Origin of the sequence: Limnohabitans lacus (genome assembly GCF_030053395.1) — a bacterium.
Lineage (GTDB): Bacteria > Pseudomonadota > Gammaproteobacteria > Burkholderiales > Burkholderiaceae_C > Limnohabitans_A > Limnohabitans_A lacus.
In genome coordinates this window covers 151748-174988 of the sequence record NZ_JASGBH010000002.1, presented here as the reverse complement: position 1 = coordinate 174988, position 23241 = coordinate 151748, and the positions used below count along the sequence as shown (strand labels likewise).

Below are 23241 nucleotides of genomic sequence, written 5' to 3'. Positions count from 1 at the left end.
TGGATCGCCCCATGCCCCTCTTGCCCGCCCAGCCCTCTGCCCCAGCCCTGCACATCGAAGGCGGCGTGGCCACCCTCACCTTGAACCGCCCGGCCCAGCGCAACCGACTGGAAAACGGCGACCTCAAGACCTTGCTGGCGCATTTCGAGGCGGTGAACCAGAACCCCGATGTGCGCGTGCTGGTGCTCACCGCCAACACCGAAGGCCAGCCCAAGCCGGTCTTTTGCGCAGGCTACGACATCAGCGGTTTCAACGAACCTGGCCACGGCTCGACTTTCTTTGAAGAAATCCCCGACGCGCTGGCCAAGCTGCGGCCGGTGACGATTTGCGCCTTGAATGGCAGTGTGTATGGCGGCGCCACCGATGTGGTGCTGGCCTGCGACCTGCGCATCGGCTTGCAGGGCATCGAGTGGCGCATGCCCGCCACCGCGCTGGGCTTGCATTACTACCCCAGCGGCTTGCAGCGCTACGTCAGCCGCTTTGGCGTGGCGGGGGCCAAGCGTGCATTCTTGACGGCCAGGCCTTTCTCGGCCGAGCAACTGAACGCCATGGGCTTGTTCGAGGCCTTGGTCGCGGACGCGGATTGGGCTGCGACCCTGCAAATGCTGGTCAGCGACATCCTGGCCCTCGCCCCTTTGGCGGTGCAAGAAACCAAGAAGTCCATCAATGAAATCGCCGCAGGCCAGATGGACACCGAACGCCTTCGCGCACGCGAACACATGACCAGCGACAGCGTGGACTTTGCCGAAGGCCGCGCCGCCTTTGCCGAGCGCAGAAAACCCGTGTTCGTGGGGCGCTGAGCGCGCCGATGGCCGTGCCGCTTCATTGGCGCCCATCGCTGCCCCTGCTGTGGGCAGCAGCCAGCGTGGGCCTGTGCGCCAGCGTGCAGGCGCAAGGCGCTGACACGGTGCAGGTGCGTGCCGAGCTGGAAAACATGGCGGGCCTGGCGCGTTCGGCCAGCGAAGGCATTGTCTCGGGCGAGCGTTTGCGCACCATGCCATTGCTGCGCCCCGGCGAGGTCCTCGAGATGGTGCCCGGCCTGATGGTCACGCAGCATGCGGGCGACGGCAAGGCCAACCAATACTTCTTGCGCGGCTTCAACCTCGACCACGGCACAGACTTTGCGACCTTTGTGGCGGGCATGCCGGTCAACATGCCCAGCCACGCGCATGGGCAGGGCTACACCGATCTGAACTTTTTGATCCCTGAGCTGATCCAAAAGGTGCGCTACCAAAAAGGCCCTTACGACGCGCAGGTGGGCGACTTCGCTTCGGCGGGCACGGCCCACATCGACTACCTGCGGCAGATGGACAGCCCTTTGGCGCAAGTCACACTGGGGCAAGGCGGCTTTCGGCGCATGTTGTTGGCGGGCTCGCCCACGGCGGCACCCGGGCAGGGCCAGCTGCTTTATGGCCTGGAGGCCTTTCGCAACGACGGCCCTTGGCAAACGCCCGAGGACTTGCGCAAGCTCAATGGGGTGCTGCGTTACAGCGATGGCAGTGCGCTCAATGGGTTTTCGCTGACGGCCATGGCCTACAAAGGCCAATGGACTTCGACCGACCAGGTGCCCCAGCGCGCCATCGACCAAGGCGTGATCGGCCGCTATGGCAGCTTGGACAGCACCACCGGCGGGCAAACGCAGCGCTACAGCCTGTCGGGCGAATGGTCTTGGCTGCAAGGCGACACGCGCACCCGCGCCAACGCGTGGTGGCTGAAGTCATCGCTCGATCTGTGGTCCAACTTTCAGTATTGCCTGAGTGACCCCAGCACCCACTGCCCCACCGGCGACCAGTTCATGCAGCGCGAGCAGCGCCAGGCGATGGGCTTGGCGCTCTCGCAATCGGTGCCGGCGCAATGGGGCGACAAAGCGGTGGACAACAGCTATGGCTTGCAGCTGCGCCAAGACAACATCGCGCCCATCGGCCTGTACGCCACGCGTGAGCGCGAGCTGCTGCGCACTGTGCGACAAGACCAAGTGGTGCAGCGCAGCGCGGCCATTTGGTTCCAAAACGATGTGCGCTGGTGGCCTTGGTTGCGCTCCATCGCGGGCCTGCGTGCCGATGCCTACCAGTTCGATGTGGCGTCGACCTTGCCTCAGCATTCAGGCCGATCCAATGCGCACATGAGCTCGCCCAAGTTGGGGCTGGTCTTGGGGCCGTGGCACAAGGCCGAGGTCTACCTCAACCACGGCCAGGGTTTCCATTCCAACGATGCGCGGGGCACCATCCAGCCGGTGGACCCCGTCAGCCCGCTGGTGCGCACGCGTGCGTCGGAAATCGGTGTGCGCTGGACCGTGCAGCCGGGCTGGACGTCCACGGTGTCACTGTGGCAATTGAAGTCCGACTCGGAGTTGCTGTTTGTGGGCGATGCGGGCACCACCGAGCCCTCGCGCCCTTCGCGCCGCACCGGGCTGGAGTGGGGGCACTTTGTGCGGGTGGGCCAGCATGTGGCGCTGGACGCGGACCTGTCTTGGTCGCGTGCGCGCTTCACCGACGCCGATGCGGCCGGCCCCTTCATTCCGGGCGCGGTCACCACCACGGCCAATTTGGGCATCACGCTGGACGCGTGGGGCCCTTGGTCGGGGTCGTTTCGCGTGCGCTACTTTGGGCCACGCCCTTTGATCGAAGACGCCTCGGTCCGGTCGGCCTCGTCACTGATCGGCAACCTGCGCGTGGGCTACCGTTGGGATGCACGCAACCGGCTGAGCCTGGATGTGTTCAACCTGTTCAACACCCGCAGCCAGGACATCGAATACTTTTACGAATCCCGTTTGAAGGGCGAGGCCGTGCCCGTCTGGGACCGCCATGTGCACCCGGCCGAGCCGCGCCAGCTGCGCCTGAGCTGGCGCCACCGCTTCGACTGAACGTCAAGGGCTGCTGGGGCTGTTGGCGCTGCGCCTGCCGGCCGACCCAGCGCTGCCCATGCAGGCGCCGATGATGAAGGCCATGGCGGCCCATTGGCTGGTGCTCAGCCGCTCGGACAGCACCACCCAGCCGGCCAACGCACCCACGGCGGGCTCTAAACTGAGTAAGACGCTGAAGGTGTTTTTGGGCAGGTGGTTCAGGGCGTACATCTCCAGCGTGTAGGGGATGGCGCTCGACAGCAAGGCCACGGCCAGGCCTGCGGCCAGCCATTGGGTGTTGAGCAAGGCGCTGCCCGCTTCGTACAGACCAAAGGGCGTGACCACCAGGGCAGCGGCCAGCATGCCCATGGGCGTGGCCATGCCGCCGTAGCGCTTGGCCACGCGTTGGCCAAACACGATGTACAGCGCCCAGCAGCCCCCAGCCGCCAGCGCAAAGGCCATGCCAGCAGGGTCCAGTGCGTCGCTGGCGCCCGGCAAGGGCAAGATCAGGCCCAGGCCCACCACGGCCAGCGCCACCCAGACCAAGTCGCTGGCCCGGCGCGAGGTCCACAGGGCCACGGCCAGCGGGCCGGTGAACTCGATCGCGATGGCCAGGCCAAAAGGAATGGTCTTGATGGCGTTGTAAAACAGCAGGTTCATCACGCCCAGCGTCACGCCATACAGCCCCAGCGGCCAGGCATCGGCCCACACCCAACTGCGGCGCCAGGGCCGCCAAAACGCCATCAGCATCAGCGTGGCAAACACCAGGCGGTAAAGCGTGGTGCCCTCGGCCCCCACGGCCGGGAACAGGCTTTTGGCAAACGAGGTGCCGATCGACAGTGAAACCAGCGAGCCCAGCAGGGCGGCCACAGGCCAAACAGGGAAGGTCAAATGTGGACTTTCGAGGTGAAATTGGCCTTCTCAAGGCCTAAAACCCGACGACGGCGGGTGCATTCGGGGGCATCATAGCCCCGCATACAATCCTTCGTTGGTCTGCCCGGTGGCGCTTTGGCGCGGGGCAGAAGACAGATGTCCCGTTTTTGTGGAGTTTCCCCATGTTCATTTCTTCCGCTTTTGCCCAAACCGCTCCTGCTGCCGCTGCTGGTGGCGACATGCAGTCCACCCTGATGAGCATGCTGCCTTTGCTGCTGATGTTCGCGGTGCTGTATTTCGTCATGATCCGCCCCCAGATGAAAAAGCAAAAAGAGCACCGCGCCATGATCGACGCACTGGCCAAGGGCGACGAAGTCGTGACCGCTGGCGGTTTGCTGGGCAAGGTCAGCAAAATCGGTGACAGCAACATCGGCGTGGAAGTTGCCGCCGGCGTGGAAGTGCAAATGCAGCGCAGCGCTGTGGTGCAGGTTTTGCCCAAAGGCACTTTGAAGTAATTCCCTCCGGTTTCGGCTTTTTCAGCGGGGCGCTTGTCGCCCCGGTTTTTCATCCTGTACGCGAGTCCTTATGAACCGTTACCCGGTCTGGAAATACGCGATCATCGTGATCGCATTGTTGCTGGGGGTGGTCTACACCCTGCCCAACTTCTTTGGTGAGGCGCCTGCCGTTCAGGTGTCTTCGGGCAAGGCCACCATCAAGGTGGACACCGGCACGCTGCAAAAAGTCGAAGACGCGCTCAAGGCTGCGGGCGTGAATGCCCAAAGCGTGGCCCTCGAAGGCGGCTCCATCCGGGCCCGCTTTGACAGCACCGACAACCAGCTCAAGGCCAAAGACGCGGTTCAAAAAGCCCTGATTCCCGATGCCGCCGACCCGCAGTTTGTGGTGGCGCTGAACCTGGTGTCGCGCTCGCCCGATTGGCTGACCGCCTTGCATGCCTCTCCCATGTATTTGGGCCTGGACTTGCGTGGTGGCGTGCACTTCATGCTGCAGGTGGACATGCAAGCGGCGCTGACGCAACGCGTGGAGTCCATCACCGGTGACCTGCGCAGCTTGCTGCGCGAAAAAGACATCCGCCACGGTGGCATCAGCCGCAATGGCCAGACGGTGGAGATCCGCCTGCGCGATGCGCAGCAGCTCGAAGCCGCCAAGCGTTTGATTTCGGCCCAGTTGGCCGACTTGCAAACCCAGGACGTGGCCGAAGGTGCCGAGTTCCGCATGGTGGTCAGCGTCAAGCCCGAAGCCGCCCGCAGGGTGCAAGAGCAGGCCTTGAAGCAAAACATCACCACCTTGCACAACCGGATCAACGAACTGGGCGTGGCCGAGCCGGTGATCCAGCAGCAAGGTCTGGACCGCATCGTGGTGCAACTGCCCGGCGTGCAAGACACCGCCAAGGCCAAAGACATTTTGGGCCGCACCGCGACGCTGGAAGTGCGCATGGTGGACGAGAGCACCGAAGCGCGTGCCGCCGAGCAGCCTGGCGGCATCGTGCCCTTTGGCACCGAGCGCTATCTGGAGCGCGAAGGCCGTCCGCTGATCGTGAAAAAGCAAGTGGTGCTGACCGGCGACAACCTGACCGATGCCCAGCCTGGCTTTGACAACCAGACCCAAGAGCCTGTGGTCAACCTGACGCTGGACGCCAAGGGCGCTCGCATCTTCAAGGATGTGACCCGCGAGAACGTCGGCAAGCGCATGGCCATCCTCTTGTTTGAAAAAGGCAAGGGCGAAGTGGTGACGGCGCCCGTGATCCGCTCTGAGATCGGTGGCGGTCGCGTGCAGATTTCGGGCCGCATGACCACGGCCGAAGCCAACGACACCGCGCTGCTGCTGCGTGCTGGCTCGCTGGCCGCACCGATGGAGATCATCGAAGAGCGCACCATCGGCCCGAGCTTGGGCGCTGAAAACATCGCCAAGGGCTTCAACAGCGTGACCTGGGGTTTCCTGGTGATCGTGGCCTTCATGTGCATTTACTACGCCATGTTCGGCTTGTTCTCTGGCATCGCGCTGGGGGTGAACTTGCTGTTTTTGGTGGCCATTTTGTCGATGCTGCAAGCGACCTTGACCCTGCCCGGCATGGCCGCGATGGCGCTGGCGCTGGGCATGGCGATCGACTCGAACGTGCTGATCAACGAGCGCGTGCGTGAAGAGCTGCGCAACGGTGTCAGCCCGCAAGCGGCCATCCACGCGGGTTACGACCGCGCCTGGGCCACGATTTTTGACTCCAACATCACCACGCTGATCGCGGGTGTGGCCTTGCTGGCTTTTGGCTCCGGCCCGGTGCGTGGCTTCGCTGTGGTGCACTGCATCGGCATTTTGACCAGCATGTTCTCGGCCGTGTTCTTCTCGCGCGGCTTGGTCAACCTCTGGTACGGCGGCAAAAAGAAACTCAAGTCGGTGTCGATTGGCACGGTCTGGCGGCCTGAAGGCGGCTCTGCGGTGAAAGCCGATTAAGGGGAAAAGACCATGGAATTTTTCAAAATCAAAAAAGACATCCCGTTCATGAAGAACGCGTTGGTGTTCAACGCGATTTCTTTCGTGACCTTTGCGCTGGCGGTGTTCTTCCTGTTCAGCCGTGGCCTGCACCTGTCGGTGGAGTTCACGGGCGGCACGCTGATGGAAGTCAGCTACAGCCAGCCTGCCGACCTGAACAAGGTGCGTGCCACCGTGGGCACCTTGGGTTTCAGTGAGGTGCAGGTGCAAAACTTTGGCACCGCCCGCGACGTGATGATCCGCCTGCCTGCCCAAAAAGGCGTGAGCTCGGCCCAGCAAAGCGAAAAAGTGCTGACGGCCCTCAAGGCCGACAACGCCGAGGTGACGCTGCGCCGCACCGAGTTTGTCGGCCCACAAGTGGGTGACGAGCTGGCCGAAGACGGTCTGAAGGCGCTGGCCTTTGTGGTGATCGGTATCGTGATTTACCTGGCGATCCGCTTCGAGTGGAAGTTCGCCGTCTCGGCCATCATCGCCAACTTGCACGACGTGATCATCATCTTGGGCTTTTTCGCCTTCTTCCAGTGGGAGTTCTCTCTGGCGGTGCTGGCCGCGGTGCTGGCGGTTTTGGGTTACTCGGTGAACGAATCGGTCGTGATTTTTGACCGGATCCGCGAGAACTTCCGCCGCTACCGCAAGATGAACACGGTGGAGATCATCGACAACGCGATCACCTCGACCATCAGCCGCACCATCATCACCCACGGCTCGACCCAGATCATGGTGCTGTCCATGCTGCTGTTTGGCGGCGAGACGCTGCATTACTTCGCCATGGCGTTGACGATTGGCATTTGCTTTGGCATTTACTCGTCGGTGTTTGTGGCTGCGGCCATTGCCATGTGGCTGGGCATCCAGCGCGAAGACCTGATCAAGCCGATCAAGAAAGACCGCGACAACAGCGATGAGAATTCGGGCGCGGTGGTCTGAGACTTCGTCACTCTCCGCAAGGGCACCTTCGGGTGCCCCTGCAGGTCGGTGCTAGGCCGAGCCGATGCGCTGAAACAGCCCGCCGGGCAAGCGCCCCACTTGGCCCATCAATTCCAGCTCCAACAACTGCGCTTGCAATCGGGCCGTGGGCCAGCCGCAGCGCGCTTGCAGGGCGTCGAGCCCGACCGGGTCGTGGCCCATCAGTGGCAGCAATTCATCCTCGCTGTCCACCCCGGTGCTGGCGACATCCAGCGCCAGCGGCACTTGCGCAAACGGGTCGGGCAGGCGCAGCTCTTCGAGTACGTCTTGCGCCGACTCCACCAGCTTGGCGCCTTGCTTGATCAGGGCGTGGCAGCCTTTGGCTTGTGCCGAGTGGATGGAGCCGGGAATGGCCAGTACGTCGCGCCCTTGTTCAAGGGCCTGTTTGGCGGTGATCAATGAGCCCGATTGCAGCGCGGCTTCCACCACCAAGGTGGCTTGCGACAAGCCAGAAATCAAACGGTTGCGCTTGGGGAAGTTGGCGTTGAGCGGCGGTGTGCCCAGGTGGTATTCGCTCAGGATCAGGCCGCGCTGGGCGATGCGGTGCGCCAGCTCGCGGTGCTGGCGCGGGTAGACCCGGTCCAGGCCCGTGCCGACCACGGCGATGGTGGCCAGAGCCTGGACACCAGCGCCCAGCAGTGCGCCATCGTGCGCTGCGCCGTCGATGCCCAGCGCCATGCCTGAGACGATGGTCAAACCGCTGCTGGCCAAGGCGCGGGCAAATTCACGCGCATTGGCCTGGCCTTGGGGGGTGGGGTTGCGGCTGCCCACCATGGCCAGCGATTGCTCGGCCTTCAGGTTTTGCAGCGCTGCGGTTTGCCCCAGCGCATACAGCATCAAAGGTGGGTCGGGGATGAGCAGCAAGGGCGCCGGGTAGTCGCCATCGCCCAGCGTGACCAGCGCGCAAGCGGTGTCGGCAGAGGGTGGGTTTTGCAGCCAGTCCCAGGTCTCTTGGGTGAGTTCAGCCCAGCCGTCTGGCAGGCTGGCCAGGTGCCGGGCCTGCGTGGCCGAGACCACTTGCCGCAAGGTCGATTCGCTTTGTGCAAAAACCTGCTCGGGTTGGCCAAAGGCGGCCAGCAGTTTGCGTGCGCCTTCGTTGCCGATGCCGCTGGTGAGCGACAGTCGCAACCACGCGCCGAGTTCTTCGGGGGTGTCCACCATGCTTGTCTCCCTGTGCAGCCTTGCAGGCTGTCTGTGGGGCATTGTGGTGGGCGCAAGCTGAGGGCGTCAAGCGCCCGGCGCTTCAGCTGCGGGCTCGAATCCGGTGCGCGAGCCCGTCAAATGCCCAGTGGTTGAGCAAGGCCACCACCCAGCAAATCAGACCTGTCCACAGGGTGTGGCTGGGGTAGTGCGCGCCGCGCACTGTCTGGGTCATGCCCAGTATGAAGCCCAGCACCAGCACCGAGGCCAAGAGCAGTCGGCCACGGCGGCGGGCCTCGGTGGTGGCGTTGCTCAGCCAAGGCAGGCACAGCGCCAAGTAGGCCAGGGCCGACGAGGCATGCCCACCCGGAAAGCAGTGGCCGCCGCCGCCATCGGCCACACCCCAACGCCAGTGGGAGACATAGACGGCCGCGCCGCCAAAGTCTTGCAAGTCCCAGGGGCAGCTGGTCAGGCTGATGCGCTTGAGGCTGCTGATGCACAAGAGCCCCCAGAAAACGCCCATGACGATCTCGATGCGCTGCAGGCGGCTGAGGGCGCGAAACCAGCCACGCGGCCACCAGACCATGAGCACCAGCACGGCCAGCACCACGCCCGACAACTGGCGGGCTTTGGTGTGCAAGATCTCTTCGAGCCACCAGTTGGTTTTGAGCGCAAAGCCCTGCGCATTGCCCAGCGCTTGCATGACGGGGTAGTCCAGCCCCGAGTAGTCCCAGGCCAGCACGCACAGCAAAGCCACCACGCTGTAGAGCGTCAGGTCTCTCAGGGGGCTGTGTTCGCGTGTCAGGGGCATCTGCATGGGGGCTGGGTCCAAAGAATGGCAGGATTACACCACGGTCATGCCCTCAGAGCCTTCACGGCGCAGACACCTTGGCCGACTAAAATCAGCCCCGCCTTCATCATCAAAGCGCCTCATGAAAAGCCTCATCTACAAACAGCCTTGGCATCCCACCACTTTGTTGTTGGTCCTGGCCGTCTGGCTGACCACGGCGGGCAATTTGCCTTTGTGGCTCACGGTCTGGCAACTGCCCGAAACACAAGGCTTCAAGGCGCTGACCACGCTGGGCAGCTTGATGCTGATCTTGCTGAGCATGGTGAGCTGGCTGCTGCTGTTTTTCGTGTGGCCCAAGTGGCTCAAGCCGGCTGGCATCGTGTTCATGGCGGTGGTGACCTCCAGCAGTTATTTCATGCTGACCTACAACGTGGTGATCGACGCGAGCATGATCGCCAACGTCGTGCACACCGATGCGCGCGAAGTGCGTGACTTGCTGTCTTGGCGCATGTTGGGCGCTTTGCTTTTGGGCGTGGTCTTGCCGGGTCTGTGGTGGTGGCGTCAGCCCGTGCGGGCGGTCAGGCTCAAGCCTTTGCTGCTGCGCCAGCTGGGCCTGTTTGTGCTGGCTTGGGCGTTGATGTTCATGTTCGTCTGGGCGTCTTTCCAAGATTTGGCTTCGCTCATGCGCAACCACATCACCTTGCGCTACATGGCCAACCCTTTCAACAGCGTGTACGCGGTGGTCCGTTTGTCGGTGGGCCAGGCTTCGCAAGCGGCCAAGCCTTTGTTGCCCATTGGCGAAGACGCCAAACTGCTGGCTGTGCCCGCTTCTGAAAAAGAGGCCCCCCTGGTGGTGCTGGTGGTGGGTGAGACGGTGCGAGCGGCCAACTTTGGTTTGTCGGGTTATGCGCGGCAGACCACCCCCGAGCTGAATAAGCTCAAGGCGCAGGGGGATCTGGTGTATTTCTCGGACGTCAGCTCTTGCGGCACCAGCACACAGACCTCGCTGCCCTGCATGTTCTCGCACCTGGGCAAGGCGGGCTATGAAAGCAGTGACCAGCCCTACGAAGGCTTGCTCGACGTGCTGCAACGCGCGGGCCTGGCGGTGCTGTGGATCGACAACCAATCGGGCTGCAAAGGCGTGTGCAACCGGGTGGCGCAACACGAAACCCAGGCCCTGAAAGTGCCCGCGTATTGCCAAGACGGTGAGTGCTTTGACGAAATCATGTTGCAAGAGTTGCCCAAGCAGCTGAGCTTGCTGGACCCGGCCAAACGTGCCAAGGGCACGGTGGTGGTCTTGCACCAGATGGGCAGCCATGGCCCTGCCTATTACAAGCGCTCGCCAGAGGCCATCAAACAGTTCAAGCCCGAATGCAAAACCAGTGCTTTGCAAAACTGCCCGGTAGAGCAAATCGTCAATGGCTACGACAACTCGGTGCTGTACGCAGACCATTTCATCTCCAAAACCATCCAGTGGTTGCAGGCCCAGTCGCGGCCCACGGCCTTGATGTACCTGTCGGACCACGGCGAATCGCTGGGTGAAAAAGGCCTGTACCTGCACGGCATGCCCTACCGCATGGCGCCTGTGGAGCAAAAGCATGTGCCCATGTTGGCCTGGCTGTCCAAACCCATGCAGCAGCAGCGCGGCTGGCGCATGGACTGCCTGCAGGCCCAGGCGGGCAAATCGTGGTCGCACGACAACCTGTTTCACTCCATGCTGGACCTCAATCAGGTGGGCACGGCCTTGGCCAAGCCTGAGCTGAACATCTTCGGAGCGTGCGCGGCTGGCCGTTGAGCGGCAAGTCCATCCGAAATTAGGGACAATAGGGCATCGGTTTTGACCTTTGCCCCACACGACCCATGGCCCTGCTTCCTATTCTTTGCTATCCCGACCCCCGCCTGCACAAGGTGGCCCAACCCGTCGCCGCCTTCGATGAGCGCTTGAGTGCCTTGATCGACGACATGCTGGAGACCATGTACGACGCCAATGGCATCGGTCTGGCCGCCACGCAAATCGATGTGCACCAACGCTTGGTGGTGATCGACGCCTCGGAAGAGCGCAACAAGCCGCTGGTCTTGATCAACCCCGAAATCACCTGGATGAGCGACGAGCGTGTCAAGGGCGATGAAGGTTGCCTGTCGGTGCCTGGCATTTACGACGGCGTGGAGCGCGCCACTGCGGTCAAGGTCACGGCCTTGGACCGCCAAGGTCAAACGCAAAACATCGAAGCCGATGGCCTTTTGGCCATTTGCATCCAACACGAGATGGACCACCTCAAGGGCAAGGTGTTTGTGGAGTACCTCTCGCCCCTCAAGCAAGGCCGTATCAAGACCAAGATGATCAAGGCTCAGAAAGCCGAGCGCTGATCTGCTATGCGTTTGATTTTTGCGGGCACGCCCGAATTTGCCCAGGTGGCCATGGCCGCCCTGCACGCGGCAGGCCATGAAATTGTGCTGGTGCTGACCCAGCCCGACCGGCCTGCCGGTCGCGGCATGAAGCTGCAACCCTCGCCCGTCAAGCAATGGGCCTTGGACCATGCTGTGCCCGTGGCCCAGCCGCGCAGCCTGCGCCTGGACGGCAAATACCCCGAAGACGCGGCCGCTGCCCGCCAGACGCTGCTGGAGGCGAAGGCCGACGCCATGATCGTGGCCGCCTATGGCTTGATCTTGCCGCAGTGGACGCTGGATTTGCCGCCCCGCGGGTGCCTCAACATCCATGCTTCGCTTTTGCCCCGCTGGCGCGGTGCAGCGCCCATTCACCGTGCCATCGAGGCGGGGGACAGGCAAACCGGCATCACCATCATGCAAATGGACGCGGGCCTGGACACCGGCGACATACTGCTGGTGCGCACGGAGGCCATCTTGCCCACCGACACCACCGCCGTGCTGCACGACCGGCTGGCCGCTTTGGGCGGCGAGGCCATCATGCAGGCGCTGGCCGACATCGACCAGCTCAAGCGTCAGCCCCAGCCGAGCGAAGGCGTGAACTATGCGCACAAGATCGACAAAGCCGAAGCCGCACTCGACTGGGCCTTGAGCGCCGAGGTGCTGGCTTGCCGCATCCGGGCGTTTGACCCCTTCCCCGGCATGACCGTGCCCTTGACCACCACCAACGGCAGCGAAACCCTCAAGATTTGGCAAGCGCTGGCCGAGCCATTGGCCAGCCCCGCCGAGCCCGGCACCGTGGTGCAGGCGGACGCCAGTGGCGTGCGCGTGGCCTGTGGCCAGGGCCAGCTGTGCCTCACGCAACTGCAGCGCCCTGGTGGCAAGCGCTTGGGCGCGGCCGACTTTTTGCGCGGTTGCCCCCTGCAAGTGGGCCAACGCTTGGTGGCCGCCTGATGTTTTTCCTCTCCCGCCTGTACCGTCACCCTGCTTTTGTGGTGGGCATGCGCGAGGTGTCGCCCCAGTCGCCTGGTATTGCAGCTTGGGGCCTCATGACCGGTGTGGCCATGGTCAAGTCGGGCATGAGCGTGTTCGAGGCCAGCGCCATGACGCTGCTGGTGTTCGCCGGCAGCTCTCAGTTGGCGGCCATTCCGCTCATCGTGGCGGGTGCGCCCGCTTGGGTGATCTTGGCCACCGGCTTTTGTGTGAATTTGCGCTTTGTGGTGTTCAGCCTGCACTTGCGGGCTTTTTTGATCCATTTGCCGCGCTGGCAGCGCATGCTGCACGGCTACCTGACCGCCGACATCAGCTACGTGCTGTTCGCCCGCAAATACGCCCACCCGGCCGAGACCGCCGAGGGGCGGCTGGAGCAAGAGGCGTATTTGGCGGGCAATGACTTTTTGAATTGGCTGTCGTGGATCGTGGCCAGTTTTGCGGGCATCGCGCTGGCCAACCTGATTCCGCCCAGCTGGGGTTTGGGCTTTGCCGGCATTTTGTGCCTGCTGGGCATCCAGTGCTCGCTGGCCAGCTCGCGCATGCGCATGCTGTCTTCAGCGGTCGCTGGCGCTGCGGCGGTGGTGGCCTACAGCCTGCCGCTCAAGCTCAACATCGTGGTGGCGATCGCCGTGGCGGTGATCTTGTGCCTGACGGTGGAAAAACTCCGCCCTGCCCCCGGAGCCGCGGCATGAGCGGCACGGACCTGTGGACTTTGGCCGTCATCGTGGGCTTGGCGCTGGTGACGGTGCTCACGCGCAGCTTCTTTTTCATCTCGAGCAAAAACTGGCAGCTGCCCCACTGGGCGCAACGCGGCTTGCAATACGCGCCGATTGCCGCACTGTCGGCGGTGGTGGTGCCCGAAATCATCACTGTGCAAGGCACCCTCATCAGCACCTGGCAAGACGCCCGCCTGTTTGCCGCCTTCATGGGCGCTGGCATTTACTTTTGGCGTCGCGACGTGCTGCTGACCATCTTGGCCGGCATGGCCGTGTACCTGCCCTTGCACTTGGGCCTGGGCTGGTAAATCTGAATTGTTCCGGTGACGTTACCGGCCATTTGTCAGGCCGCGTCAGATGCGCCTTTTAAAATGAGAACAGTTTTCCCGATACAGGACCCCCATGAACGTCATCCGTTTTTCTGATTTGTGCGCCAGTGGCAAAGCCGCCGGCCAACGTGTTTTCATCCGCGCCGACCTGAACGTGCCGCAAGCCGATGACGGCAGCATCACCGAAGACACCCGTGTGCGCGCCAGCGTGCCCTGCATCCAGATGGCTTTGGCCGCAGGCGCCGCCGTCATGGTGACCAGCCACTTGGGTCGCCCCACCGAAGGCGAGTTCAAAGCCGAAGACTCCCTGGCCCCAGTGGCCAAGCGCCTGGGCGAGCTGCTCGGTCGTGAAGTGCCCTTGGTTGCCAACTGGGTGGACGGCGTGACCGTGGCCCCCGGCCAAGTGGTCTTGCTGGAGAACTGCCGCGTCAACAAAGGCGAGAAAAAGAACAACGAAGAGTTGGCCCGCAAGATGGCTCAGCTGTGCGACATCTATGTGAACGACGCCTTTGGCACAGCCCACCGCGCCGAAGGCACCACGTATGGCATCGCGCAGTTCGCGCCCATCGCTTGCGCAGGCCCCTTGCTGGCGGCCGAGATCGATGCGATCAGCAAGGCCCTGGCCAACCCGAAGCGCCCGCTGGCGGCCATCGTGGCGGGCTCCAAGGTGTCCACCAAACTGACCATTTTGAAGAGCTTGGCCCAAAACGTGGACCAACTCATCGTGGGTGGCGGCATTGCCAACACTTTCATGCTGGCTGCGGGCCTGAACATCGGCAAGAGCTTGGCCGAAGCCGATCTGGTGGGCGAAGCCCAAGCCGTGATCGAGGCCATGAAAGCCCGTGGCGCCGAGGTGCCGATCCCAACCGATGTGGTCACGGCCAAGGCCTTTGCCGCCGATGCACCCGCCACCGTCAAAAAAGCCACCGAGGTGGCCGACGACGACATGATCTTGGACATTGGCCCCGAGACCGCGGCCAAGCTGGCCGAGCAGCTCAAAGCCGCAGGCACCATCGTCTGGAACGGGCCTGTAGGTGTGTTCGAGTTTGACCAGTTCGCCAATGGCACGAAAGTCATTGCCCAGGCGATCGCCGAGTCCAGCGCCTTCAGCATCGCCGGCGGCGGCGACACCTTGGCCGCGATCGCCAAATACGGCATTGAAAAACAGGTTGGCTACATCTCCACCGGCGGCGGCGCTTTCTTGGAAATCCTGGAAGGCAAGACCTTGCCGGCCTTCGAGATCTTGGCCAAACGCGCTGCGGCTTGATGGAGCGTCGGAGCTGAAGCTTCCGACCTGCCGGGATGTTGTAGATCGGTGGCTTCAGCCCCGACGCAGGCTTTCGATACGCCCAACAAAAAACCCCGCATTGCGGGGTTTTTTGTTGTCTGAGTCCAAGCCCTGATCAGGCTTGCGCGGCCGGTGGCAGGTTGCCGCGCACCGGGCTGGTCATATTGCCTTTGAAGTCGGTCCAGCATTCGCGTGTGAAGTCGTACATCTTGCAGTTTTTGGCGGTCTCGAAGTACCACTTCCAAGAGAAGGGCTGCACGATGATGCGGCCGGGCAGCATTTCTTCGAGCTTGGCTTGGGCCTTTTTCAGGCGGTACAGGGGCACGCTCATGTCCACGTGGTGGGCGGTGTGCTCCATGATGTGGTGCATCAGGGCGCCAATGTTGAACGGAAAGGTCAGGTGCACCGTGGTCGACACGAAGGGCGCGGCCTTGGTCCAAGCGGCCTTGTTGTCGTGCCAGGACACTTTGACATGGGTGTGGTGCACATAGACCACAAAGCCGATCATGCTGTTCCAAAAGAAGAAGGGCACGGCAAAACCCAAGAGCAGCGACAACCAGACCGATTGACCGGTGCTCACGGCGGCGCCAGCGATCACCGCCATCCAGATCACAGCAAAGACGCTGACCAGCATGCTGTCTTTGAAGAAGATCGGGCGGCGTGTGGGCATGTGGGTTTTGTTGGGGAAGAACTCGCGCTTCCACCAGATCTCGATCATGTAATACAGACCAGGGGCCCAACCGCTGCGGTAGGCACGCTCCAGCAGTTTTTGCATGGGGTTCAGGGCGTCGAATTCGGCGGCTGTCAGGGGTGTCCAGACAAAGTCCACGCCCTTGAGGTTGGTGTAGCCGTGGTGCACCACGTTGTGACCGGTGTCCCACAGGCTGTAAGGCGTGAGCGAGGGCAAGAACGCGATGCGGCCCAGCACCTTGTTGAGTTCGCGGTGCGGCGTCAGGCTCTGGTGGCAGGCGTCGTGGCCAATGATGAACAGGCGACCGATCACGAAACCGGCGGCCAGGCCGCTCAGCAGTTTGGCCCAAACGGCATCAAAAGCGATGGTGCCCGCGATCAGCGCAAAGAACAGGGCATAGTCCACGATCAACAGCACAAAGGCCAGCACGGTGGTGCGCTCGGCCAATGGGATGAGCCACTCGCGGATGATCTTGCGGTGTGGCAGGGGTTGATCCAGAGGGATCGGTTGGTTCGGATTCGGAGTTTGGCTTGCGGTCATGACGCTGTGTCGGTGGATTTCGCTGCCCCGAGTTTAGTCGCTTGGGGTTTTCCCGTGACTGACAAGGATCAAACCGCAAAGGGTCATGCCGAGAAATGTGAATGTTTTCGAACTCATTGCGCGCGTTTTCAGTTGCTGTGGATCCTGAGGGTGTCCGAAAGAACCGGGCATGTAACCGATTCCATGGGAAAATTGAAACCAAGTTACAAGGAGACCCCCGAATGCCCCGTCATGCCACCAAAATCGTTGCCACCCTCGGCCCCGCTTCCAGCGATCCCGCACTGCTCGAAGCCATGATCCGCGCCGGCGTCAACGTGGTGCGTCTGAACTTCAGCCACGGCAAAGCCCAAGATCACATTGACCGCGCCACGCTGGTGCGTGCGGCTTCGCAGCGCGCTGGCCGCGAAGTGGCCATCATGGCCGACCTGCAAGGCCCCAAAATCCGCGTGGGCAAATTTGCCGAGGGCAAGGTCATGTTGGAGCCCGGCGCCAAGTTTGTGCTGGACGCGTCCCGCACGGAACCGGGTGATTTGCAGGGCGTGGGCCTCGACTACAAAGAGTTGCCCCGCGATGTGAAGGCCGGCGATGTGCTCTTGCTCAACGACGGTCTGATTGTGCTCACCGTGGATGCCGTCAAGGGCGAACAAGTGCACACCACCGTCAAACTCGGCGGCGAGCTGTCCAACAACAAGGGCATCAACAAACAAGGCGGCGGCTTGACCGCGCCGGCTCTCACGGCCAAGGACATGGACGACATCAAGACCGCCATGAGCTTGCAGGCGGACTATGTGGCCGTGAGCTTCCCGAAGAACGCCACCGACATGGAAATGGCCCGCCAGCTGTGCAATGTGGCCGGTGCCGAATACGGCCACAAGCCCGGCCTGATCGCCAAGATCGAGCGCGCCGAAGCCATCCCGCACCTGGAAGCCATCTTGCGCGCCAGCGACGGCATCATGGTCGCTCGTGGCGACTTGGCGGTCGAGGTGGGCAACGCCGCTGTCCCTGCTTTGCAAAAACGCATGATCAAGCTGGCCAAGGTGCACGACAAGGTCGTCATCACCGCCACCCAAATGATGGAAAGCATGATCACCAACCCGGTGCCCACCCGCGCCGAGGTGTCGGACGTGGCCAACGCGGTGCTGGACGGCACCGACGCCGTGATGCTGAGCGCCGAAACAGCTGCTGGCAAATACCCGCTGGAAACCGTCGAAGAGATGGCCAAGATCTGCGCGGCCGCCGAAAGTGCGGAAGATCCCGAACTGGATGCTGACTTCAAAGGCCAGACCTTCAACCGCATTGATCAATCGATCGCCATGGGCGCACTGTTCACGGCGCACCATTTGGGCGCCAAGGCCATCGTGGCGCTGACCGAATCCGGTTCTACCGCCTTGTGGATGAGCCGCCATCGGGTGCACGTGCCGATCTATGCCTTGACCACCAAGCTGTCCTCGCAACGCAAGATGGCCTTGTTTCGCAATGTGCGCCCCTTGCTGATGGACACCAGCGCCGACCGCGATACGGCTCTGGAACAAGCCGAGCGTCACCTCAAGAAGCGCAACATCGTGAGCACGGGCGATGTTTACGCCATCACCTGTGGCGAGCCCATGGGCTCGCCCGGCGGCACCAACATGCTCAAGATCTGCCGCGTGGGCTGATGCCTGCGCCGCTGCGGTCTGCCCAAGCCGCAGCCCCAGGTCTGGGACGATTCAGTCCCCTGTCAGACCGAAACCTATAAAATTCAGCCCAGTTACAAGCCGGGTACATGCCCGGCTTTGCCCGATTTTTAAACTCTCTGGGAATTCACCACCATGGCACTCGTTTCAATGCGCGAGCTGCTGGACCATGCGGCCGTCAACGGCTACGGCATTCCAGCTTTCAACGTCAACAACCTCGAGCAAGTCCAGGCCGTCATGACCGCCGCCGACGAAGTGGGTGCCCCGGTCATTCTGCAAGCCAGTGCTGGTGCTCGCAAATACGCCGGTGAGCCCTTCATCAAACACCTGATCCAGGCCGCCACCGAGATGTGGCCTCACATCCCACTGGTGATGCACCAAGACCACGGCCAAAGCCCCGCCATCTGCCAAGGCGCGATCGATCTGGGGTTCTCGTCCGTGATGATGGACGGCTCCTTGATGGAAGACGGCAAGACCCCGGCCAGCTTTGAATACAACGTCGATGTGACCCGCCGCGTGGTGGACATGGCCCACCAAAAGGGCGTGTCGGTCGAGGGCGAACTCGGCTGCCTGGGCAACCTGGAGACCGGCGAAGCCGGTGAAGAAGACGGCATCGGCGCCGAAGGCAAGCTGGACCACAGCCAGATGCTGACCGACCCCGAAGAAGCGGCCCAATTCGTCAAGGCCACCGGTCTGGACGCATTGGCCATTGCGATTGGCACCAGCCACGGCGCCTACAAGTTCAGCCGCAAGCCCACGGGCGACATTTTGGCGATCAGTCGCGTCAAGGAAATCCACGCCCGCATCCCCAACACCCACTTGGTGATGCACGGCTCGTCCAGCGTGCCGCAAGAACTGCTGGCCCTGATCAACCAGTACGGCGGCAAGATGAAGGAAACCTACGGCGTGCCCGTCGAGGAAATCCAAGAAGCCATCAAATTCGGCGTGCGCAAAATCAACATCGACACCGACATCCGTCTGGCCATGACCGCCGCTTGCCGCAAATTCTTGTTCGAGAACCCCGACAAGTTCGACGCCCGCGAGTGGCTCAAGCCCGCCCGCGAAGCGGCCAAGCAGCTGTGCAAGCAGCGCTATCTGGAGTTCGGCTGCGAAGGCCAGGCCCCCAAGATCAAAGGCGAAACCCTGCAAGTGGTCGCCGCCCGTTACGCCAAGGGTGAGCTGGCGCAGGTGGTCAACTGATCGCGCCCAGAGCCTGCGATAATTGACCCGAATGGCCCGTTGACTGTTCAACGGGCCTTTTTCTTTTCTGCTTTGACGGCTATTGACATGACTTCTGCGCTCCACACCTCGGCCCTGAACTCCTTGCCCCTGCTGGCGCGTGGCAAGGTGCGCGACAACTATGCCGTGGGTGACGACCGCATCTTGATGGTGGCTTCTGACCGCATCAGCGCGTTTGACGTGATCATGGGCGAGCCCATTCCCGGCAAGGGCGAGTTGCTCACGCAAATGGCCCTGTTTTGGTTCGACAAGCTCGGCCCTAAAGGCTTGAACATCTGCCCCATTCACCTGACTGGCGATGCACCCGAAAGCGTGGTTTCGGCAGCGGAAGTGGCGCAGGTCAAAGGCCGCTCCATGCTGGTCAAGCGTTTGAAGCCCATCCCGGTCGAAGCCGTGGTGCGTGGCTACTTGGCCGGCAGCGGCTGGAAGGAATACCAGGAATCCCGCTCCGTCTGCGGCGTGCCCTTGCCCGAAGGCCTGAAAAACGCCAGCTTGTTGCCCGAACCCATCTACACCCCGGCCGCCAAAGCCGCTGTGGGCGAGCACGACGAGAACATCACCTTTGAGCAAACCGTGGCCATGATTGGCGCCGATCTGGCCGGCCGTATCCGCGACATCAGCATCGCGCTGTACAAAGCGGCGCGAGACATCGCCGCCACCAAGGGCATCATCATTGCTGACACCAAATTTGAATTTGGCTTGGACACCGACGGCACCTTGGTGTTGATGGACGAGGTGCTGACCCCAGACTCTTCGCGCTACTGGCCCGCCGACAGCTATGTGGAAGGTGCCAACCCCTCCAGCTACGACAAGCAGTTCTTGCGCGACTGGCTCGAGACCGCCCAGGTCAACGGCCAGCTGTGGGACAAAACCGCTCCCGCCCCCCGCTTGCCGCGTGAGGTGATCGAGAAAACCGCCGCCAAATACCAAGAAGCCTTGCAGCGCCTGATGGCTTGACAGCAGGGCGGCTGACCGGTGCAATGGGCATGCCCGTGGCCGATACGGGCGCCATGGCCAACAGAAAGAGACACACGATGAGTTTTTTCCGCCCCGCCAACGCACTGATGGTGCAGTACGCCCACTACCACCGCGACCGCCGCAACATTGCCACCCATCTGCTGGGTGTGCCCCTCATCTTCATGGCCATTGGCATCTTGCTGACCCAGCCCGCATGGGTGCTGGCCGAGCGCATCATTACGCCCGCCTGGCTGATGTGGGGGCTGACCAGCCTGTGGTACCTGTCACGTGGCAACTTCTTGCTGGGCTTGGCCACATCGCTGGTCAATGGGGCGCTGATCGCCTTGGCCCATGTGTTGGCACCCATGGCAGGCCAAGTGGGCCTGCAGGGCTGGCAATTGGGTTTGGCCGTTTTTGTGATCGGCTGGATCATCCAGTTCATTGGTCACTACTGGGAAGGCCGCAAACCCGCTTTCGTAGACGACATCGTGGGCCTGCTGGTGGGTCCCATGTTTGTGGTCGGCGAGGTGCTGATGGCCATCGGGCTGCTGCCCAACTTGCGCATGGCCATCGAGCGCCAGGCAGGCCCTTCGCGCTGAAAGCCTGCCCGTAAAGATCAGTTGAGCGCCATGCTCAACTTGCGGCGGTAGCTGGCGATCATGGCGACCAGCGGGTCTGCTTCCACGGCCGCTTTGCCTGTCAGTTCGATGCCTCCGGCCGATTTGCCGGTCGCGTCTTGGTCCTTGGGCTTTTGGGGTGTCATCAGCTCCAGCAGGGCGACAAAGGTTTTGCGGGGCGCTTCGTCGTCCCATTTCTTGTCGCGCATGATGATTTCCAGCAACTCCTCCATGGCCGCTTCCCATTCGCCCACGGCGATCAGCAGGCGGCTTTTGGCAAAGCGGGTTTCAAAGTCGCGTTTGTTCTGGCCGATCAGCGCGTCGAATTGGTCCAAGGTCCAGCCACCGCGCGGGTCGTTGGTCACAAACTCCAGTGCATTGAGCCACTGGCTCTGCGCCTCAAAGCGCAGCGGCACCGGGATGCGGCTCATGGCCGGGGCCAGCAAGGCGGCGGCTTCGGCCAGCTCGCCCAGGCCAATCAGCAGTTTGACCAGATCAAAACGCGCATCGTCGTTGCCGGGATCGGTGGCCAGAGCTTGCTCCAGCGCGGCGCGGGCGCTGTGTTCGTCGCCCGATTCCAAATGCTGTTGCGCTTCGTCGGCCACGGCTTGCGCTTGCAAGGCGTCGGCTGAGGGCAGGTGTTTGTCCAAAAACTGCTGGATCTGACCTGCCGGCAGCGCGCCCATGAAGCCATCCACAGGTTTGCCCCCCATCATCAAAATGCAGGTCGGGATGCTGCGGATGCCAAAGGCCTGCGCCAGTTGTTGCTCGTCGTCGGAGTTGATTTTGACCAGCTTGAAGCGCCCTTCGTAGCTTTCCTCGAGCTTTTCCAGAATGGGGCCCAGCGATTTGCAGGGACCGCACCACGGGGCCCAGAAGTCCACCAGCACGGGCGTGGTCATCGAAGCGGCAACCACCTCGGTTTCAAAATTTTGCAGGGTGACGTCCATCATGGGGGCAGTGTTCCGGGTTGTGTTTCTGGCCCACATGGCCTGAAACCTTAAAATTCAACATTGACATCGAAAAGCACCCAATGACTCAAGCGCTCATCGGCGTGGTCATGGGTTCCAGCTCTGACTGGGACACCATGCAGCACGCAGTCCAGATTCTCCAACAGTTTGGCATCCCCCACGAAGCCCGCGTGGTTTCCGCCCACCGCATGCCCGACGACATGTTCGACTACGCACAAAGCGCCGCTGGCCGTGGCCTGCAAGCCATCATCGCCGGTGCGGGCGGCGCCGCCCACCTGCCGGGCATGATTGCGGCCAAGACCGTGGTGCCGGTGCTGGGTGTGCCGGTGCAGACCAAGGCCCTGTCGGGTGTGGATTCTTTGCACAGCATCGTGCAAATGCCCAAGGGCGTGCCGGTGGCCACCTTTGCCATTGGCCAAGCGGGCGCGGCCAACGCGGCCTTGTTTGCGGTGGCCATGCTGGCCAACCACGACGCCGCCCTGCGCCAAAAGCTCGTGACCTTCCGCGCCGAGCAGACCGCTGCCGCCCGCGCCATGACTTTGCCACCAGTGGGCGCCGCATGAACAAACCCCTCTTGCCCGGCGCCCTCGTCAATGGCCAGCCCGCCACCCTGGGCGTGATGGGCGGTGGCCAGTTGGGCCGCATGTTCGTGCACGCGGCGCAGGCCATGGGCTACTTCACCGCCGTGCTCGACCCCGACACCGCCAGCCCTGCGGGCTTGGTGAGCCACCACCATGTGCAGACCGACTACCTGGACGAGCAAGGCCTGGCCCAATTGATCCAACGCTGCGCGGCCATCACCACCGAATTTGAAAACGTGCCCGCGCCTGCGCTGGTGACCTTGGGCGCGCACCGCCCTGTGGCCCCTTCGGCCGACGCGGTGGCCATCGCACAAGACCGTGCGCTGGAAAAAGCCCACTTCGTGCGCTGTGGCGTGCCGGTCGCGCCGCATGCCGTGATCGCCACCCCTGCGCAATTGGCCGCAGTTTCGGCCGATTTGTTGCCAGGCATCCTCAAGACCGCCCGCATGGGCTACGACGGCAAGGGCCAGATCCGCGTCAAGACGGCGCAAGAGCTGGCCGATGCTTGGGCGCAACTCAAGAACGTGCCCTGCGTGCTCGAAAAAATGCTGCCCCTCAAGGCCGAGTGCTCGGTGCTGGTGGCGCGGGGCGCCGATGGGCAGATGGTGAATTTCCCGGTGCAGCTGAATTTGCACCGCGAAGGCATTTTGGCGGTGACCACCGTGACCGAGGGCGCTGTGCCCACCGAATTGGCCGACAAAGCCGTGGCCGCGACACGCGCCATCGCCGAAGGCCTGAACTACGTGGGCGTGCTGTGCGTGGAGTTTTTCATCCTCGAAGGCGGCCAGCTGGTCGTCAATGAAATGGCGCCCCGCCCCCACAACAGTGGCCACTACACCCTGGACGCATGCGACCAGTCGCAGTTTGATTTGCAAGTGCGCACATTGGCCGGCTTGCCGCTCACGCAGCCGCGCCAACATTCACAGGCCATCATGCTCAACCTCTTGGGCGACCTGTGGCCCGAAGGCGGCTCGCCTGCGTGGGACCAGGTGCTGGCCTTGCCCGGCACGCATTTGCACCTGTACGGCAAGCTCTCGGCCCGGCCCGGCCGCAAGATGGGCCACCTGAACATCACCGGGGCCACGCCCGAGGCGGTGCGTACCACGGCTTTGCAGGCGGCGGCCTTGCTTGGCATTGAAGCGCTCTGA

The 23241-nt window shown here is 62.7% G+C and carries 22 protein-coding genes; 17 read left to right on the top strand and 5 right to left on the bottom strand.

Features of this window, described 5'->3' with window-relative positions:
- Nucleotides 1-11: 11 nt before the first annotated feature.
- A complete protein-coding gene (locus QLQ16_RS03390; protein ID WP_283223279.1) occupies nucleotides 12-800 on the top strand; it encodes an enoyl-CoA hydratase/isomerase family protein in 789 nt (262 codons plus the stop codon).
- An 8-nt stretch (nucleotides 801-808) separates the two neighbouring features.
- Nucleotides 809-2863, top strand: a complete 2055-nt coding sequence (locus tag QLQ16_RS03385; RefSeq protein ID WP_283223278.1) for a TonB-dependent receptor — start codon at nucleotides 809-811, stop codon at nucleotides 2861-2863.
- A 3-nt stretch (nucleotides 2864-2866) separates the two neighbouring features.
- Here the strand turns inward: QLQ16_RS03385 and QLQ16_RS03380 are convergent, their stop codons facing one another.
- Nucleotides 2867-3733, bottom strand: a complete 867-nt coding sequence (locus tag QLQ16_RS03380) for an EamA family transporter (protein ID WP_283223277.1) — start codon at nucleotides 3731-3733, stop codon at nucleotides 2867-2869.
- Nucleotides 3734-3897: 164 nt separating this feature from the next.
- On the opposite strand from QLQ16_RS03380, the gene yajC reads away from it, so the two are divergent.
- From yajC to secF, 3 genes are all read left to right on the top strand, one after another.
- On the top strand, nucleotides 3898-4230 hold the full coding sequence (gene yajC, locus QLQ16_RS03375) for a preprotein translocase subunit YajC (protein ID WP_283223276.1): 333 nt from the start codon (nucleotides 3898-3900) through the stop codon (nucleotides 4228-4230).
- 70 nt (nucleotides 4231-4300) lie between these two features.
- The gene (gene secD / locus QLQ16_RS03370) at nucleotides 4301-6181 is read left to right on the top strand and encodes a protein translocase subunit SecD (RefSeq protein WP_283223275.1); all 1881 of its coding nucleotides are present in this window, start codon (nucleotides 4301-4303) and stop codon (nucleotides 6179-6181) included.
- 12 nt (nucleotides 6182-6193) lie between these two features.
- Entirely contained in the window at nucleotides 6194-7144 is a 951-nt protein-coding gene (gene secF, locus QLQ16_RS03365; protein WP_283223274.1) for a protein translocase subunit SecF, read from the top strand.
- A gap of 51 nt (nucleotides 7145-7195) precedes the next feature.
- Here the strand turns inward: secF and dprA are convergent, their stop codons facing one another.
- A complete protein-coding gene (gene dprA, locus QLQ16_RS03360; protein WP_283223273.1) occupies nucleotides 7196-8344 on the bottom strand; it encodes a DNA-processing protein DprA in 1149 nt (382 codons plus the stop codon).
- An 82-nt stretch (nucleotides 8345-8426) separates the two neighbouring features.
- Nucleotides 8427-9140, bottom strand: a complete 714-nt coding sequence (locus QLQ16_RS03355; protein WP_283223272.1) for a phosphatase PAP2 family protein — start codon at nucleotides 9138-9140, stop codon at nucleotides 8427-8429.
- Nucleotides 9141-9255: 115 nt separating this feature from the next.
- On the opposite strand from QLQ16_RS03355, the gene QLQ16_RS03350 reads away from it, so the two are divergent.
- The 6 genes from QLQ16_RS03350 (at nucleotide 9256) to QLQ16_RS03325 (ending at nucleotide 14803) form a co-directional block, all read left to right on the top strand.
- On the top strand, nucleotides 9256-10908 hold the full coding sequence (locus QLQ16_RS03350) for a phosphoethanolamine transferase (RefSeq protein WP_283223271.1): 1653 nt from the start codon (nucleotides 9256-9258) through the stop codon (nucleotides 10906-10908).
- A gap of 65 nt (nucleotides 10909-10973) precedes the next feature.
- On the top strand, nucleotides 10974-11480 hold the full coding sequence (def, locus tag QLQ16_RS03345) for a peptide deformylase (RefSeq protein WP_283223270.1): 507 nt from the start codon (nucleotides 10974-10976) through the stop codon (nucleotides 11478-11480).
- A 6-nt stretch (nucleotides 11481-11486) separates the two neighbouring features.
- A complete protein-coding gene (fmt, locus tag QLQ16_RS03340) occupies nucleotides 11487-12452 on the top strand; it encodes a methionyl-tRNA formyltransferase (protein ID WP_283223269.1) in 966 nt (321 codons plus the stop codon).
- Complete coding sequence (locus tag QLQ16_RS03335; RefSeq protein WP_283223268.1) at nucleotides 12452-13183, top strand: AzlC family ABC transporter permease; 732 nt, start codon at nucleotides 12452-12454, stop codon at nucleotides 13181-13183. Before fmt ends, QLQ16_RS03335 begins: the two co-directional genes overlap by 1 nt.
- Nucleotides 13180-13515 carry an AzlD domain-containing protein gene (locus tag QLQ16_RS03330; protein WP_283223267.1) on the top strand — a complete coding sequence of 112 codons (336 nt, stop codon included), beginning with the start codon at nucleotides 13180-13182 and terminating at the stop codon, nucleotides 13513-13515. The genes QLQ16_RS03335 and QLQ16_RS03330 overlap by 4 nt, the downstream gene beginning before the upstream one ends.
- Before the next feature lie 94 nt (nucleotides 13516-13609).
- Complete coding sequence (locus QLQ16_RS03325) at nucleotides 13610-14803, top strand: phosphoglycerate kinase (RefSeq protein WP_283223266.1); 1194 nt, start codon at nucleotides 13610-13612, stop codon at nucleotides 14801-14803.
- Between the two features lie 136 nt (nucleotides 14804-14939).
- Here the strand turns inward: QLQ16_RS03325 and QLQ16_RS03320 are convergent, their stop codons facing one another.
- Complete coding sequence (locus QLQ16_RS03320; protein ID WP_283223265.1) at nucleotides 14940-16055, bottom strand: fatty acid desaturase; 1116 nt, start codon at nucleotides 16053-16055, stop codon at nucleotides 14940-14942.
- Nucleotides 16056-16276: 221 nt separating this feature from the next.
- Here QLQ16_RS03320 and pyk point away from each other — a divergent pair, with 221 nt between their 5' ends.
- The 4 genes from pyk (at nucleotide 16277) to QLQ16_RS03300 (ending at nucleotide 20523) form a co-directional block, all read left to right on the top strand.
- Complete coding sequence (gene pyk / locus QLQ16_RS03315) at nucleotides 16277-17710, top strand: pyruvate kinase (RefSeq protein WP_283223264.1); 1434 nt, start codon at nucleotides 16277-16279, stop codon at nucleotides 17708-17710.
- A 153-nt stretch (nucleotides 17711-17863) separates the two neighbouring features.
- A complete protein-coding gene (gene fba / locus QLQ16_RS03310) occupies nucleotides 17864-18928 on the top strand; it encodes a class II fructose-bisphosphate aldolase (RefSeq protein WP_283223263.1) in 1065 nt (354 codons plus the stop codon).
- An 87-nt stretch (nucleotides 18929-19015) separates the two neighbouring features.
- Nucleotides 19016-19924 carry a phosphoribosylaminoimidazolesuccinocarboxamide synthase gene (locus tag QLQ16_RS03305; RefSeq protein WP_283223262.1) on the top strand — a complete coding sequence of 303 codons (909 nt, stop codon included), beginning with the start codon at nucleotides 19016-19018 and terminating at the stop codon, nucleotides 19922-19924.
- A 77-nt stretch (nucleotides 19925-20001) separates the two neighbouring features.
- Nucleotides 20002-20523: an Mpo1 family 2-hydroxy fatty acid dioxygenase gene (locus QLQ16_RS03300; RefSeq protein WP_283223261.1), complete on the top strand. Its 522-nt coding sequence runs from the start codon at nucleotides 20002-20004 to the stop codon at nucleotides 20521-20523.
- A gap of 17 nt (nucleotides 20524-20540) precedes the next feature.
- On the opposite strand, the gene trxA is transcribed toward QLQ16_RS03300, so the two are convergent.
- Nucleotides 20541-21494, bottom strand: coding sequence for a thioredoxin (trxA, locus tag QLQ16_RS03295; RefSeq protein ID WP_283223260.1), 954 nt, complete (start codon nucleotides 21492-21494; stop codon nucleotides 20541-20543).
- An 80-nt stretch (nucleotides 21495-21574) separates the two neighbouring features.
- Here trxA and purE point away from each other — a divergent pair, with 80 nt between their 5' ends.
- Nucleotides 21575-22075, top strand: coding sequence for a 5-(carboxyamino)imidazole ribonucleotide mutase (purE, locus tag QLQ16_RS03290; protein WP_283223259.1), 501 nt, complete (start codon nucleotides 21575-21577; stop codon nucleotides 22073-22075).
- Nucleotides 22072-23241, top strand: a complete 1170-nt coding sequence (locus tag QLQ16_RS03285; RefSeq protein WP_283223258.1) for a 5-(carboxyamino)imidazole ribonucleotide synthase — start codon at nucleotides 22072-22074, stop codon at nucleotides 23239-23241. Before purE ends, QLQ16_RS03285 begins: the two co-directional genes overlap by 4 nt.

What these genes read in the sequence shown, in the direction of transcription:
- QLQ16_RS03390 (WP_283223279.1), top strand. Translation starts at nt 12, where the DNA reads ATGCCCCTCTTGCCCGCCCAGCCCTCTGCCCCAGCCCTGCACATCGAA.
- QLQ16_RS03385 (WP_283223278.1), top strand. Translation starts at nt 809, where the DNA reads ATGGCCGTGCCGCTTCATTGGCGCCCATCGCTGCCCCTGCTGTGGGCA.
- yajC (WP_283223276.1), top strand. Translation starts at nt 3,898, where the DNA reads ATGTTCATTTCTTCCGCTTTTGCCCAAACCGCTCCTGCTGCCGCTGCT.
- secD (WP_283223275.1), top strand. Translation starts at nt 4,301, where the DNA reads ATGAACCGTTACCCGGTCTGGAAATACGCGATCATCGTGATCGCATTG.
- secF (WP_283223274.1), top strand. Translation starts at nt 6,194, where the DNA reads ATGGAATTTTTCAAAATCAAAAAAGACATCCCGTTCATGAAGAACGCG.
- dprA (WP_283223273.1), bottom strand. Translation starts at nt 8,344, where the DNA reads ATGGTGGACACCCCCGAAGAACTCGGCGCGTGGTTGCGACTGTCGCTC.
- QLQ16_RS03355 (WP_283223272.1), bottom strand. Translation starts at nt 9,140, where the DNA reads ATGCAGATGCCCCTGACACGCGAACACAGCCCCCTGAGAGACCTGACG.
- QLQ16_RS03350 (WP_283223271.1), top strand. Translation starts at nt 9,256, where the DNA reads ATGAAAAGCCTCATCTACAAACAGCCTTGGCATCCCACCACTTTGTTG.
- def (WP_283223270.1), top strand. Translation starts at nt 10,974, where the DNA reads ATGGCCCTGCTTCCTATTCTTTGCTATCCCGACCCCCGCCTGCACAAG.
- fmt (WP_283223269.1), top strand. Translation starts at nt 11,487, where the DNA reads ATGCGTTTGATTTTTGCGGGCACGCCCGAATTTGCCCAGGTGGCCATG.
- QLQ16_RS03335 (WP_283223268.1), top strand. Translation starts at nt 12,452, where the DNA reads ATGTTTTTCCTCTCCCGCCTGTACCGTCACCCTGCTTTTGTGGTGGGC.
- QLQ16_RS03330 (WP_283223267.1), top strand. Translation starts at nt 13,180, where the DNA reads ATGAGCGGCACGGACCTGTGGACTTTGGCCGTCATCGTGGGCTTGGCG.
- QLQ16_RS03325 (WP_283223266.1), top strand. Translation starts at nt 13,610, where the DNA reads ATGAACGTCATCCGTTTTTCTGATTTGTGCGCCAGTGGCAAAGCCGCC.
- QLQ16_RS03320 (WP_283223265.1), bottom strand. Translation starts at nt 16,055, where the DNA reads ATGACCGCAAGCCAAACTCCGAATCCGAACCAACCGATCCCTCTGGAT.
- pyk (WP_283223264.1), top strand. Translation starts at nt 16,277, where the DNA reads ATGCCCCGTCATGCCACCAAAATCGTTGCCACCCTCGGCCCCGCTTCC.
- fba (WP_283223263.1), top strand. Translation starts at nt 17,864, where the DNA reads ATGGCACTCGTTTCAATGCGCGAGCTGCTGGACCATGCGGCCGTCAAC.
- QLQ16_RS03305 (WP_283223262.1), top strand. Translation starts at nt 19,016, where the DNA reads ATGACTTCTGCGCTCCACACCTCGGCCCTGAACTCCTTGCCCCTGCTG.
- QLQ16_RS03300 (WP_283223261.1), top strand. Translation starts at nt 20,002, where the DNA reads ATGAGTTTTTTCCGCCCCGCCAACGCACTGATGGTGCAGTACGCCCAC.
- trxA (WP_283223260.1), bottom strand. Translation starts at nt 21,494, where the DNA reads ATGATGGACGTCACCCTGCAAAATTTTGAAACCGAGGTGGTTGCCGCT.
- purE (WP_283223259.1), top strand. Translation starts at nt 21,575, where the DNA reads ATGACTCAAGCGCTCATCGGCGTGGTCATGGGTTCCAGCTCTGACTGG.
- QLQ16_RS03285 (WP_283223258.1), top strand. Translation starts at nt 22,072, where the DNA reads ATGAACAAACCCCTCTTGCCCGGCGCCCTCGTCAATGGCCAGCCCGCC.